The organism is Pseudoalteromonas denitrificans DSM 6059, from assembly GCF_900112265.1.
GTDB lineage: Bacteria > Pseudomonadota > Gammaproteobacteria > Enterobacterales > Alteromonadaceae > Pseudoalteromonas > Pseudoalteromonas denitrificans.
In genome coordinates, this window is sequence record NZ_FOLO01000043.1 from 1 (window position 1) to 14,463 (window position 14,463).

13 protein-coding genes and 1 tRNA gene are annotated in these 14,463 nt (G+C 35.3%); 10 read left to right on the forward strand and 4 right to left on the reverse strand.

Annotated elements, in window-relative coordinates; all coding sequences use genetic code 11:
* The 7 genes from BM088_RS19580 to purF form a co-directional block, all read left to right on the forward strand.
* The coding region (locus BM088_RS19580; RefSeq protein ID WP_281247179.1) for a FimV/HubP family polar landmark protein at window positions 1–2,374 on the forward strand (2,374 nt) is incomplete at its 5' end.
* 170 nt (window positions 2,375–2,544) lie between these two features.
* The gene (gene truA / locus BM088_RS19585; RefSeq protein WP_091988660.1) at window positions 2,545–3,333 is read left to right on the forward strand and encodes a tRNA pseudouridine(38-40) synthase TruA; all 789 of its coding nucleotides are present in this window, start codon (window positions 2,545–2,547) and stop codon (window positions 3,331–3,333) included.
* Window positions 3,334–3,468: 135 nt separating this feature from the next.
* Entirely contained in the window at window positions 3,469–4,341 is an 873-nt protein-coding gene (accD, locus tag BM088_RS19590) for an acetyl-CoA carboxylase, carboxyltransferase subunit beta (RefSeq protein ID WP_091988663.1), read from the forward strand.
* A 71-nt stretch (window positions 4,342–4,412) separates the two neighbouring features.
* On the forward strand, window positions 4,413–5,693 hold the full coding sequence (gene folC, locus BM088_RS19595) for a bifunctional tetrahydrofolate synthase/dihydrofolate synthase (protein WP_091988666.1): 1,281 nt from the start codon (window positions 4,413–4,415) through the stop codon (window positions 5,691–5,693).
* Between the two features lie 12 nt (window positions 5,694–5,705).
* The gene (locus BM088_RS19600) at window positions 5,706–6,353 is read left to right on the forward strand and encodes an SPOR domain-containing protein (RefSeq protein ID WP_091988669.1); all 648 of its coding nucleotides are present in this window, start codon (window positions 5,706–5,708) and stop codon (window positions 6,351–6,353) included.
* Window positions 6,354–6,413: 60 nt separating this feature from the next.
* A complete protein-coding gene (locus BM088_RS19605) occupies window positions 6,414–6,908 on the forward strand; it encodes a CvpA family protein (RefSeq protein ID WP_091988672.1) in 495 nt (164 codons plus the stop codon).
* A gap of 18 nt (window positions 6,909–6,926) precedes the next feature.
* Complete coding sequence (purF, locus tag BM088_RS19610) at window positions 6,927–8,447, forward strand: amidophosphoribosyltransferase (protein WP_091988675.1); 1,521 nt, start codon at window positions 6,927–6,929, stop codon at window positions 8,445–8,447.
* A 67-nt stretch (window positions 8,448–8,514) separates the two neighbouring features.
* Here the strand turns inward: purF and BM088_RS19615 are convergent, their stop codons facing one another.
* Entirely contained in the window at window positions 8,515–9,111 is a 597-nt protein-coding gene (locus BM088_RS19615; protein WP_091988678.1) for a Yip1 family protein, read from the reverse strand.
* A 222-nt stretch (window positions 9,112–9,333) separates the two neighbouring features.
* Here BM088_RS19615 and miaE point away from each other — a divergent pair, with 222 nt between their 5' ends.
* Window positions 9,334–10,095: a tRNA isopentenyl-2-thiomethyl-A-37 hydroxylase MiaE gene (miaE, locus tag BM088_RS19620; protein ID WP_091988681.1), complete on the forward strand. Its 762-nt coding sequence runs from the start codon at window positions 9,334–9,336 to the stop codon at window positions 10,093–10,095.
* Window positions 10,096–10,204: 109 nt separating this feature from the next.
* On the opposite strand, the gene BM088_RS19625 is transcribed toward miaE, so the two are convergent.
* Both BM088_RS19625 and BM088_RS19630 read right to left on the reverse strand, forming a co-directional pair.
* Window positions 10,205–10,936 carry a UDP-2,3-diacylglucosamine diphosphatase gene (locus BM088_RS19625; RefSeq protein WP_091988782.1) on the reverse strand — a complete coding sequence of 244 codons (732 nt, stop codon included), beginning with the start codon at window positions 10,934–10,936 and terminating at the stop codon, window positions 10,205–10,207.
* 81 nt (window positions 10,937–11,017) lie between these two features.
* Window positions 11,018–11,512 (reverse strand): peptidylprolyl isomerase, encoded by a 495-nt coding sequence (locus BM088_RS19630; protein WP_091988684.1) that lies wholly within the window; start codon window positions 11,510–11,512, stop codon window positions 11,018–11,020.
* Window positions 11,513–11,728: 216 nt separating this feature from the next.
* Between BM088_RS19630 and cysS the strand changes: the two genes are divergently transcribed.
* A complete protein-coding gene (gene cysS, locus BM088_RS19635; RefSeq protein WP_091988688.1) occupies window positions 11,729–13,108 on the forward strand; it encodes a cysteine--tRNA ligase in 1,380 nt (459 codons plus the stop codon).
* 142 nt (window positions 13,109–13,250) lie between these two features.
* Here cysS and folD read toward each other — a convergent pair whose 3' ends face one another.
* Window positions 13,251–14,105, reverse strand: coding sequence for a bifunctional methylenetetrahydrofolate dehydrogenase/methenyltetrahydrofolate cyclohydrolase FolD (gene folD / locus BM088_RS19640; RefSeq protein WP_091988691.1), 855 nt, complete (start codon window positions 14,103–14,105; stop codon window positions 13,251–13,253).
* A 277-nt stretch (window positions 14,106–14,382) separates the two neighbouring features.
* Between folD and BM088_RS19645 the strand changes: the two genes are divergently transcribed.
* Window positions 14,383–14,459: transfer RNA gene (locus BM088_RS19645), tRNA-Pro, on the forward strand.
* The last annotated feature ends 4 nt before the right edge of the window (window positions 14,460–14,463 follow it).

The window sequence follows — 14,463 nt, forward strand, 5'->3', positions numbered from 1 at the left end:
TGAATCTGATGATATCGATGCTTTATTAGATGGCGTGAGTGATGAGGCAGATATACCTGATGTTGATGATACAGAAGTTGCAGCCGATTTAGGCACTGAATCTGATGATATCGATGCTTTGTTAGATGGCGTGAGTGATGAGACGGATATACCTGATATTGATGACACAGAAGGTGCAGCCGATTTAGGCACTGAATCTGATGATGCTTTATTAGATGGAGTGAGTGATGAGGTAGATATACCTGATGTTGATGACACAGGAGGTGTAGCCGACTTAGGCACTGAATCTGATGATATCGATACTTTGTTAGATGGCGTGAGTGATGAGTCAGATATACCTGATACTGAGGACACAGAAGTTGCTTCCGATTTAGACGTTGAATCTGATGATATCGATGCTTTATTAGATGGCGTGAGTGATGAGACGGATATAGCTGATATTGATGATACAGAAGTTGCAGCCGATTTAGGCACTGAATCTGATGATATCGATACTTTGTTAGATGGCGTGAGTGATGAGTCAGATATACCTGATACTGAGGACACAGAAGTTGCTTCCGATTTAGACGTTGAATCTGATGATATCGATGCTTTATTAGATGGCGTGAGTGATGAGACGGATATAGCTGATATTGATGATACAGAAGTTGCAGCCGATTTAGGCACTGAATCTGATGATATCGATACTTTGTTAGATGGCGTGAGTGATGAGATAGATATACCTGATGTTGATGACACAGAAGGTGCAGCCGACTTAGATCTTGATTCAGATGTTGATAACTTAGAAACCGCAATTGATTTAGATATTGACTCTGAAGATATGGATGCTTCATTAGATATTGCGTTAGAAAACTTGTCTGATGAGGAAAGTCCCCCTATAGAAGCTCATGAAATTTCCATTAACCCAGAGCTTGATGAATTAGGTGATGATTTACTCGATGAAATAGATAGTTTAGACGTTGAACCTGATAGTACTGACATTGGCGACTTAGACATTGCAGCAGATTTAAGCGATATTGATGGTTTAATCGATGAGGTTGATAATACGATAGATATTTTGGATGACGTATCCTCTGAAGCAGATACTTTAGATCATATTGATGATTTAAATAGTGAAACTGACGATTTAAGTGAAATATCCAATGAAATAGAACTTGAAGCGGCAGACTCAGAGGTTTTAGAAACTTTAGATGATAGGCCGGAATTGGTTGGTTCTGAAAGTCTAGATACTATAGCAGAATCAGGCTTAAATAATGATGAGTTAGAGAGTGAATCTAATCATTTAGAATCGGATGAAGATATTGTGCATCAAAATTTAGATAATTTTGATGCTGATTTTGATAACTCGGAAATAGATTTGGGGGATGACCCTCTATCTGAAGATAATGTTGATTTAGAAATTGATGATGAAACTCTAACTGATATTACTATAGACCCAGAGCAAGAACATGTTGACTCGCCAAGTGAAGAACTTGAAGAATATCCTGAGTTGGCATTAGATGAAGCTTTAGCTGAGCTAGATATAAACGAAGCGCCAATGCAACTATCTCAAGCTGAGATGGAGTTAGCTGAATCAATGAAATCAACTTCTACAGAAATAGAAGATGATTTTGGTTTAAAAGAAGATCTATTGGAAAATATTGAGACAAATGATTTATCAGATTTTGATGATGACGATGATCTCATGAAGTTATCTGCTAATGACCATGAAGATAAATTAACTGAGCTGGAGGCTGATTTAGTTGGGACAGATCAAAGACTTTCAGATCCTATTCCTGATAATGAGATTAAAGATGTTGCAGTAGAACTTGACAATTTAATAGATGAAAATAGTGATGATGCACTATTAGAAGTTGATAATGTAACATCAGAAGTCAGTGATTCTTTAAGTGATTTAGAAAATACAGATTTTGATGCTTTACTTAATGAGTTAGCAGAACCTGATAATTTACCTGATGTTGACCATCAAGAATTTGAAATTGATTTTGATAGTTTATTATCAGAAGAAAATATGCTCGAAGAAGCGATTGAGACTAACGATAGCTTAGATGATGACTTAGAAAGTGATTTTGTAGAAATAGATGATTTAATTGAACAAAGTGATGATGAAGAACTCACAGATGAACCATATGATAATGCAAATATGGATGTGGGGTTAAGTGATTATGATGAACTTCTTGCTGGTGAAGAAAGTTTAGATGTTGATGCACAAAGTGGAGGGTATTCTGCTAAATTAGACTTGGCGCTTGCCTATTTAGAGATTGAAGATTTTGAAAGTGCTTCAAAAGCTGTGCAGGATGTCATAGATAATGGTCCAGCAGAAGTTCAAAAAGAAGCTGAGCAACTAAAGCAAAAAATCATTCAAAAAAATTAGTGTTATAAATTCAAGTTTGATACCGCAAAATTGCGGTATTTTTAATGTTTAAGAAATTAAATAAATATATTGAGTTTATTGCTATTTCGTTACCCTTCATGGATGTGAAACTCGCATTTTAAAGCCATTTAAGTATAATACGGCGCTTTAATTAGCTTCTTTGGATGAATATGCGAATAGCGCTTGGTGTAGAGTACGATGGCTCCGAATATTATGGTTGGCAACGTCAAGATAATGTGAATAGTGTTCAACAAGAAGTTGAAACCGCATTATCTAAGATATGCAATCAAAAGGTAGTCGTTTTTTGTGCTGGAAGAACTGATGCTGGTGTTCATGGAACTGGGCAAGTTGTGCACTTTGAAACAACAGCGCAAAGAGACTTAAGTGCATTTACCTTAGGTATGAATTCCTTATTACCTGATACCGTTGCTGTTCGTTGGGCTAAAGAGATCCCTTTTGATTTTCACGCTAGATATAGCGCTGTAGCAAGACGTTATCGCTATGTTATATATAATAGTCCACTACGTCCGGGAATTTTAAAAAATGGGGTGAGTCATTATTATCAACCTCTAGATGTTGATAAAATGAAACAAGCTTGCCCATATATAGTGGGAGAGCATGATTTTACTTCTTTTAGAGCGATTCATTGCCAGGCAAATACACCTAATAGAAAAATCATTCATTTAAAAGTTGATCGCTATGGTGACTTTATTGTTATTGATGTGAAAGCAAATGCTTTTTTACATCATATGGTTAGAAATATTACAGGGTGTTTAATTGATATTGGTTTAAATAAACAGAAACCAATATGGATGAAAGAAATATTAGAGTTAAAAGACAGGTCTAAAGCAAGCCCAACAGCGAAAGCTGGCGGATTATATTTAGTTGATGTTGAATATCCTGAAAAATGGAGTATTGAGAAAACTCACCCTGGGCCCTTATTTTTACCAGACTTTTAATTTAAATGTACAAAGAAAAGAGCTACGACCAGTTTTTTATACCTAAGTTGTAGAAATCATGTTTTAATTGACAAAATTTCTCTGTCTATATAGGCAGTGAATAGACTAAATTGATAAAAACTAAGAGAATTGCGCATGAGTTGGTTAGAAAGAATCTTACCGAAAACAAAATCATCTGGCCGTAAAGAAATCCCTGAAGGTGTATGGGCTAAGTGTGGCGATTGTGATGCTATTTTATATAAAGCTGAATTAGAAAAATCACTAAATGTTTGTCCTAAATGTGACCATCATATGCGACAAAGTGCGCGTGGTCGCATTGAGACTTTCTTAGACTCTGCCGATAGAGTTGAGTTAGGTGTCGATTTTGAGCCGCAAGATTTACTAAAGTTTAAAGATTCAAAAAAATATGTAGATCGTATTTCATCAGCTAAAAAAGTAAGTGGTGAAAAAGATGCACTAGTTGCTATGACTGGGCGCTTAAAAGGGATCCCTGTTGCTGTCGTTGCATTTGAATTCTCTTTTATGGGCGGTTCTATGGCATCTGTTGTTGGTGCACGTTTTGTTGAAGCAGTTAACAAGTGCCTAGAAAATGATATGCCATTAGTGTGTTTTTCTTCTTCAGGTGGCGCTAGAATGCAAGAGGCACTTATGTCTTTAATGCAAATGGCAAAAACAAGTGCTGCATTGGCTAAAATGAGTGAAAAAGGTTTGCCATATATCTCAGTATTAACTGACCCAACTATGGGAGGTGTTTCTGCTTCACTTGCAATGTTAGGCGATGTAAACATTGGTGAACCTAAAGCTTTAATCGGTTTTGCTGGCCCGCGTGTTATTGAGCAAACTGTGCGTGAAACACTTCCTGAAGGTTTCCAACGCAGTGAGTTTTTATTAGAGCATGGTGCAATTGATATGATAGTCGATCGCCGTGAAATGCGTGATACGATAGCAAGAATAGTCGCTAAATATATGAACTTGCCCTCAACAGAGCAAGAGCATAGAGTAGCTTAGTTTCAATAATTAACTTATTTCAAGCTGTATTCATTATGGCTTGAATTACATTAAATAATTAAAGTGAAGTTATGTCACAATGTATTTTAAGCCAATCATCAAGTCTTGATGATTGGCTTTGTTATTTAGAAAGCATTCACCCCGCTGATATAGAAATGGGCTTAACTAGAGTTACTAAAGTTGCACAACAACAAGGTTTATTATCTTTTTCAGGTAAAATTATTCTTATTGCAGGCACTAATGGTAAAGGTACCACAGCGCGATGTTTAGAAGCTTTATTACTTTGCCAAGGATATAGTGTTGGTACCTACGCCTCACCACACATATTTCATTATAATGAACGTGTTAGAGTCAATGGTAAGAAGCTAGATAATCAAAAGCATGTTGATGCATTCTATGCCTTGGAAAAAGGCCGAGGTGAAACAAGCCTAACCTACTTTGAATATGCAACTTTAGCTGCATTAGAAATATTTAAACGCTATCAGGTTGATTATATTCTTTTAGAAGTGGGGTTAGGTGGCCGACTTGATGCGACAAATATTGTTTCTCCTATCGCATCTGTTATTACAACAATTGATCTTGACCATAAAGATTATTTAGGTGATACCCGGGAATTGGTTGGTTTTGAAAAAGCCGGCATTTTCAGAAAAAATATTCCAGCTATTGTGGGCGATCTTAATATTCCACAGTCGGTTATAGAACATGGAGAAAATATATCCGCAGATATGATTTTGTCAAAAAAAGATTTTATTTTTGAAGATAAAAACTCGTCATTTGTTTGGCAATATAAAGATGAAATATATAAATATAGTCAACCAGCTATCCCTGCACAAAATGTAGCAACAGCGTTAACGACACTGAAAAGTTTAGACTTGTTACCAGATGAAAATAAAATAACGCATGTTTTACAAAATTTGAAAGTAGAAGGGCGGTTTGAATGTTTAAGCCAATCTCCGCTTATTTATGTTGATGTCGCGCATAACCCCGAATCAGCAAGATATCTTGCAAAACAGTTACAAAACTTTAAAGCTCAAGGTGTTACAATTCATGCTCTTACTGGTATGTTGGAAGATAAAGACCAAAAAGCAGCTTTATCGGAATTAACCCAAGTTGTCGATCACTGGTCAATTACAACATTAAATTGTTTTCGGGGAGCTAATTCAGAAGTACTGGCAAATAAATTGGAAGGCTTACAGGTTAATAATTTTAAGAGTTTTATATCGGTTAAAGATGCGTTAGATATTATTTTGGCTCAAATGGACGTAACTGCTAAAAAAGATAAAAAACAACTTTTGATTATTTTTGGTTCATTTTACACTGTAGCTGATGCAATGCTTTATCTACAAAAGTAAGAGGAAATTTAGGTGAATTCAGGGTTTATAAATAGATTAGTAGGTACAACTATTGTTGTAATAGCAGCGATAGTTTTTATTCCAAACATTTTAGATGGTGAGAAAGTTAAATTTAAAGAAGGCTTTAAAACAATACCTGATCGCCCTGAATTTAAAACGGTTGATTTAAATTTAGAAGAAGCACAATCAAGTCTTGAATCTAAACTCCCAGATAATGCAGTAAAGTTAACGAATGATATTGCAATTGATGTGAAGGCAGAACCTAAGTTAGCGGATTTATCAAATATAAAAACTGAAACAAGCATTGTTGATAATAAAAAGCCAATTGTCGAAAAAAATGATACTGTAAAAAAGAGTTCACTTAAGGATGAAAAAACACAAAATATTAAACGTGCTGATACCTCAAACTTAACTGACTTTGCTTACGTTATTCAGTTAGGTAGCTTTTCGCATAAAGCTAATGTTGCCACTTTATTGGCAAAATTAAAAAAAGCGGGTTTTACGACATTCACAAAACCTGTTTATACTCCCTCAGGAAAATTAACTAAAGTATTTGTTGGACCTGAAATAAAAAAAATAGCCCTAGAAGCTAAATTACCTAAGTTAAAAGCACTTACGGGGCTTAACGGTAAAGTAACAATATTTGATGTTACAAAATGATCTGGCTATTTGGGCGCCTCTCTTATAAAATGCGCCCGAAATTAACAAAGGCTAATTTTTATGATTTGGGTTGATTATGCCATTTTTGGCATTGTTGCACTTTCTACTATGATCAGTTTGATCAGAGGTTTTATTAAAGAAGCAATTTCTTTGGCTATTTGGGTTGCTGCATTTTTTATCTCTAGTTTTTTCTATGAACATTTAGCTGCTTTTCTTACCTCCCTATCTGAACCTTTATTACGTAACGCCGCTGCAATTTCAATTTTATTTGTTGCAACACTTTTTTTAGGCGGATTATTTAACTTTATTTTAGGCAAATTGGTAGAACATACTGGTTTGTCAGGCACTGATCGTGTCATTGGTCTTGTATTTGGTGCACTTAGAGGTGTACTAGTTGTAAGCGCTATACTCTTTTTTCTAGATGCTTTTACCAGTGCGCCAAAAACGCAGTGGTGGGAGACTTCAACGTTAATCCCTGAATTTGGCTTTGTTATAGAATGGTTTTTTGCATACCTGGAAAATAACTCTAGCTTTTTAACTTCAGTAAACCCTTAGTCGGCAAGGATAAATAACATGTGCGGTATTGTTGGTATAGTCGGAAATTCTTCTGTAAATCAGGCGATTTATGATGGCTTAACTGTGTTACAACATCGAGGTCAAGACGCGGCCGGAATCATCACCATAAACAATCATACCTTTAGCTTACGTAAAGATAATGGCTTAGTGAAAGATGTATTTCACACTCGTCATATGAAACGGTTACAAGGTAATATGGGTATAGGCCATGTTCGTTACCCTACAGCAGGCTCATCCAGTTCTGCTGAAGCTCAGCCATTTTACGTTAACTCGCCTTTTGGTATTTCTTTAGCCCATAATGGTAACCTAACGAATGCAGAGCAACTAAAAGAAGAGCTATTTTCTGTCGCTAGACGTCATGTGAATACGACTTCAGATTCTGAAGTTCTTTTAAATGTATTAGCGCATGAAATCGCTTTAACTGAAAAATTAACTTTAGATCCAGAAGATATCTTTAAAGCGGTAACTGCTGTAAATAATAAAGCGGTAGGTGGGTATGCTGCAATTGCCATGATTATAGGTCAAGGCATGCTTGCTTTTAGAGATCCAAATGGTATTCGCCCATTAGTTTTTGGTAAACGTGACTCTAGCAAAGGCACCGAATATATGTTTGCTTCAGAAAGTGTTGCCTTAGATAGTTGTGGTTTTGAATTTATTCGCGACGTTGCCCCTGGCGAAAGCATTTTTGTTAGCAATGATGGTCAGTTATTTTCTCAACAATGTTCAGAGCATGCATCTTATTCACCTTGTATATTTGAATTTGTTTACTTTGCACGCCCTGATTCTACTTTAGACAATGTTTCAGTTTATGCTGCTCGTGTCAATATGGGCACTAAGTTAGGAGAAAAGGTAGCAAAAGACTGGGCTGATAAAGATATTGATGTTGTTATTCCTATTCCTGAAACTTCATGTGATATTGCGCTTGAAATGGCGACAGTGCTTAATATACCTTACCGTCAAGGTTTTGTTAAAAATAGATATATTGGCAGAACGTTTATTATGCCTGGCCAAGAAATGCGAAAAAAATCAGTACGTCAAAAATTAAATGCGATAGGGCGTGAGTTTAAAGGTAAAAATGTATTATTAGTTGATGATTCAATTGTACGTGGTACAACATCAGCCCAAATAGTTGAAATGGCAAGAGAGTCAGGTGCCAAAAATGTTTATTTTGCATCAGCAGCTCCAGAAATTCGTTTTCCGAATGTTTATGGTATTGATATGCCATCAGTAACAGAATTGATTGCCCATGGTCGTGAAGTTGAAGATATTAATGAAAGCATAGGTGCAGATGGCTTAATATTTCAGTCATTACCAGACCTAATTGAAGCTGTTGCAAAAGAAAACCCTGAAATTAAAACGTTTGAAACGTCAGTATTTGATGGACATTATGTGGCTGGAGATATAGATCAAGCATATTTAAATCGAATTAATGATTTAAGAAATGATTCAGCAAAATCAGATAACGAACAAGCAATGTCATCTGGTTTAGAGTTACATAATCAGGACTCTGTTGATTAATTCTTTTTAATTAAATATAAAAAAGGAGCCTAAGGCTCCTTTTTGTTTTGAGGTTAATAAATTTTATCTAATTAAATGTTGGGCCGTACCCTGTGGTCCACATCATTGCAGTTAAAGCTAAAATACAAACAAGTAAAATTAAACCTGTTGTAACAACTGAACTTGCATATATGAAGCCACGTTCTTCAGGAATGTGCATCAAAATAGGAACGCCAGTGTAAAGTAAATATACGGAATAGGCTAAAGCTACACAACCTACAATGACTATAAACCAAAGTACAGGGTAGAAAGCTGCAAATGCGGTCATAAAAATAGGAGTTGCAGTATAAGCGGCAAGCTCTAGCGTTTGAGTGTAAGTCGGATCTGCTCCGAAAGTTTTGGCCATCCAATGTGCTAATAAACCTAATGCACATACCCCCCCAATTAATGCAAAGTACATTGCGACTGCAATAAACATAGCACTTGATTCCGTTAAATGAATCGGATCGCCAGTTCCTATGCTCCAACCTAAGTATACAGATGAATAATAGCCCATAATAGAAGGGATCAAAGCAATTAACAAAATATGAGAAACACTATACTTTAAACTTTCATGACGTTTATCAATGGTTTGCCATTCATCTTTTGGATGAGCATATATACCCCAAAGGTGATTTAATATCATAATCTATGCGTCCTTTTTAATTATTTTAAGTTATTTTTATTAGTCTTCCCTTTAAGGTATTGTTGAATGTTAATATTTTGTCAAGTTTCTAAATACTTTAATCTGAGTTTATAGACTAAATATATTTTTTATTTAGGTATTCAAAACGATAGAGATCAAGATGTCGAAGTCTGATTATGATAAAATGTATTTTTAAATTTAGCTTTTAAATATGAGAATTTCATGACTAGCGACCAGTTATTAGCACCAATTAAATCATTTTTACAATGTGTTACACCCGATGAATGGATCAACGAAGCTAAAAAGCCTGAAAATTTAAAAGTATTATTATTAGACCATCTTATTTGTGAGCTAAAAGCAGGTCAAACTGCAATGTGGCTCATTCGAAAATATGCTGTAGATAAAGAAAGTGGTAAAGCGCTGTTGGAGTGGTTTCAGCCATACGAAAAATTTGTATATAAAAAAGAAGGTAATTTAGCGAGTTTAGCTGAACATTATAAATTATCTAAAGCAATTGTACCTAAAAGTAACTCTATATTTGGTCAAGATTTAATTGATAAGATGGTATTGTTAATTAAAGAAGAATTACATCACTTTTATCAGGTGCTAGAAATCATGACAAACAGAGGTATTGCATATGAGAACATTACAGCCGGACGCTATGCAAAAGGCATGATGCAGCATGTTCGAACGCATGAGCCTGCTATTTTAATTGATAAGCTTATTTGTGGTGCTTACATAGAAGCACGTTCATGCGAACGTTTTGCTAAAATAGCCCCACTATTAGATGATGAATTAAATAGCTTTTATGTTTCTTTATTACGTTCAGAAGCTAGACATTACCAAGACTATTTGAGCTTGGCGCAAAAAGTTGCAGGGTGTGATATAAGTGATAGAGTTAAATTTTTTGGTGAAATAGAGGCAAAACTTATTTCGACACCAGATACAGATTTTAAATTTCACTCTGGCATTCCAACAATTTAATCATTATTCAATCCACTTTTTATCTTGGAATTTATACATTGAATAAATAATAATTTTACTCAACCCATGGAAGGGGGGTTGTGTAGTTTTATTTAAGTAATAAATAAAACTATTTAAAATCGGTAAATATCAAGTCATAAGAATTAGCGGTAACTTCAAGGTAAGAGCCTTGTGTATACCAATCCCCTAAAACAATTCGTGTAGCTGTTTGACCTTTAATATTATGTTGATGTATTTTTGGTCTATGGGTGTGACCATGTATCATTAACGAAGTACTATACTTTTTGAAAGTATCAATGACAGCTTCATCAGTAACATCAAGTATTTCAGGGTTTTTATCTCTTTGCGAAAGCTTACTACGTTCTCTGGCTTTTTTAGCAACACTTTGGCGATACCATAAAGGCATGGCTAAAATGAGTTTTGGCCACCACCAACCCCGAGCCTTTTTTCTGAACTTCTGATATTCAATATCTTGAGTACACATTTCATCACCATGGAGTATTAATGTTTTAGTACCGTATAAGTCGATAATTGATTTTTCAGGTAATAAAATTAGACCTGCAAGTTTTGCATACCTATTACTGACTAAAAAATCGCGATTACCATGGATAAAATAGATGGGAATGCCAGAATCTTTAATAGCGCTTAATTTGTTGGCTATTTTGATTGTGAGTTCAGTTTGATAATCATCCCCAACCCAAACCTCAAAAAAATCACCCAAGATATAAAGAGCATCTAATTGTTCAGTAACTTGAGTGTTTAAAAAATCAAAAAAAGCCTTACTGATATCTGGGCGAGCTTCTGTTAAGTGTAAATCTGAAATAAATAGGGTTTTGTTCATAAAATAAATTTGCTTCGCATCATTTTCAAGGCCTCTTTGTGACAAATTAGGGTTAAATTATATTTAACCCTAATTGAAACCTTAAGCTTCTACTGTAACTTTATTAATGATCACATCATCAAGTGGTACATCTTGGTGAAAACCTTCACTACCAGTTGCAACATTTTTAATTTTTTCAACGATGTCCATGCCTTCAATAACTTCAGCAAAAACACAGTATCCCCAACCTTGAGAGGTTTCGCTTGTAAAATCAAGGAAACCATTATCTCCAACATTAATAAAAAATTGCGCTGTGGCAGAATGAGGATCTGGCGTACGTGCCATTGCGAGTGTACCTTTTGTATTTTTCAGGCCATTCGTTGCTTCATTTTGAATTGGATCTTGAACTTCTTTTTGCTCCATACCAGGTAAAAAACCACCACCTTGGACCATGAAACCATCAATTACACGATGAAAAATAGTACCTTCGTAGAAACCTGAATTTGCATAACTTAAAAAGTTTTCTACTGTTTTTGGTGCTTTATCTGCGTTTAATGCAATTTTAATATCACCGAAGTTGGTATGTAAAGTGACCATGAAATTTCCTAACTTGAATTGAGTTTAAATATTAGGAGTATTCTAACGAAGTTCTTCATGGACCACAAAGTGATAAATTTAAAATTTTAGTTAAAAGTGAGTAAATCGTCATCATAATAACGCAGCTTTTATAAAAGCCTCTAGAGCAAGTTTATTGCAAGTGATAAGATATAGTACAAATAAACTTTATTTCAAAAAGTGAAGGATTTTCAGTAAATGGTTCAAATATACAACACACTCACAAGACAAAAAGAAACATTTAAACCTAGAGTAGATGGTAAAATTGATATGTATGTGTGTGGTATCACTATTTATGATTATTGCCATATTGGTCATGCGAGAACTTTCGTAAGTTTTGATGTAATTGTTCGGTATTTACGTCATATTGGATACGATTTAAAGTTTGTTCGAAATATCACTGATGTTGATGACAAAATAATTAATCGTGCAAATGAAAATGGTGAGTCAATAAATACGCTTACTAAGCGCATGACCAAAGCAATGCATCAAGATTTTGATAATTTAGGCATGCTACGTCCTGATGTTGAGCCGACAGTTACAGATCATATTCCTGAAATTATTGAAATGGTTCAACGCTTAATTCAAAAAGAGCATGCATATATTGCTGAAAATGGAGATGTGCTTTTTAATGTCTCAAGTTTTGAACAATATGGACAATTATCACAACAAGACTTAGATATGCTTCAGGCAGGTTCTCGTGTGGAAGTTGATGAAAATAAAAATTCACCACTTGACTTTGTTCTATGGAAAAAAGCAAAAGTTGATGAGCCTTCATGGGACTCTCCTTGGGGCGCAGGTCGACCAGGTTGGCACATAGAATGTTCAGCTATGAGTAGCAAGCATTTAGGTGATCACTTTGATATTCATGGCGGCGGCTCAGATCTTCAATTCCCGCATCATGAAAATGAAATTGCACAATCATGTTGTGCAAACAATGGGGAGTATGCAGATACCTGGATCCATACTGGTATGGTCCAAGTAAATAAAGAAAAAATGTCAAAATCTTTAGGCAACTTTTTTACTGTAAGAGATGTATTAAAAAAATATGATGCAGAATCTGTGCGTTATTTTTTGATTTCCGGCCACTATCGTAGCCAATTAAATTATTCTCAAGATAATTTAGATCAAGCGCGTTCATCTTTAGAGCGTATTTATACCGCTTTAAGAGGCCTAAAACTTGTCGCTGTTGATTTAAGTGAAAACGATTATGTCGTTAAATTTAAAAAAGCGATGAATGATGACTTCAATACGCCTGAAGCTTTATCTGTCATATTTGAATTAGCAAAAGAGATAAATCGAATTAAAGAGTCAGATGAAAATAAAGCCGCTGAACTTGGTTATGTGTTACGTCAATTATGTGAAGTCTTAGGCATTGCACAACAAAATCCAAGTGAGTTTTTACAAGGTGATCAACAAGATGATGAAGTTGCAGTGATTGAATCCTTGATCAAACAACGAAATCAAGCTCGTTTAGATAAAAACTGGGCACTTGCTGATGAAGCCAGAGATAAACTAAATGAATTAGAAATTATTTTAGAAGATAGTGCGACCGGAACAACTTGGCGAAAAGCATAGAAAATAGCTAAGGTGTTCTAATAAAATTAATATTCTAGCTGCTAGCAAGAAAACATATAATAAAAAACCGCATTAAATGCGGTTTTTTTATTTACTATTTTATATTTGCCACTTACTGAATATAAAAGCTAAGTAATAGCGCTTAACTATGATATTTTTCGCAAGCTTCAAGTGTATTTTCAATTAAACTAGCAACTGTCATAGGACCTACACCACCAGGCACTGGCGTAATAAAACTGGCTCGATTTTGTGCAATACTATATTCAACGTCACCCACTAATTTACCTGAATCTAAACGGTTAATGCCAACATCAATGACAATAGCGCCTTCTTTGATCCATTCTCCAGGAATGAAGGCTGGTTTACCTACTGCAACAACAACTAAATCAGCACGACGAACATGTGCTTCAAGATCTTTTGTGAATTTGTGGCACACTGTTGTTGTACAGCCAGCAAGTAATAATTCTAAAGACATTGGGCGACCAACGATATTTGATGCACCAACAACAACAGCATGCATACCGCGATATTTTATACCTGTTGAATCAAGTAAAGTAATTATTCCTTTTGGTGTACAAGGACGAAGGGCTGGCATACGTTGTGCTAATCGACCTATATTATAGGGATGAAAACCATCTACATCTTTATTCGGAGTAATGCGCTCTAAAACTTTTTCAGCATTTAACCCTTCAGGTAAAGGCAATTGAACAAGAATTCCATCAACTTCAGGATCGTTATTTAATGAATCAACAAGGTCTAAAATTTGTTGCTCGGTTGAGTCCGCTGGTAAGTCAAAAGATTTAGATACAAATCCAACTTCTTCACAGGCTTTTCGTTTGGAGCCTACATATACCTGACTAGCAGGATCTAATCCAACAAGTACAACAGCTAAGCCTGGGGCGCGTAAGCCATTTTCAATGCGTTGCGAAACTTTCGACGCAACTGCATTTCTTACTTGTTTAGCAATTGCTTTACCATCTATGATGTTTGCCGTCATGGGAGACCTTTAAAAATTGGGGTTATAGGACTTTGTTACATGCTATTTTCTCATGAATCGAGTGAAGCGCCAAGTAACTCAGCTTCAGATCTCCAAGATAAAAGATTTTTATCTACTGAATTTAACAAAGAATAAGCAATAAACTTAAAAAACAGTCAGTGTGAGTTAATTTTAGGCACTTAGAATAATTTATTGAAAAAAAGTTTGACCTGCATAAAGCAAATCTCTATTATGCACCCCGTTGCCAACGAGTCACACTCGAAAGTAACTGAATATTCGGCGATTAGCGCAGTTTGGTAGCGCACTTGGTTTGGGTCCAAGGGGTCGCAGGTTCAAATCCTGCATCGCCGACCACTTT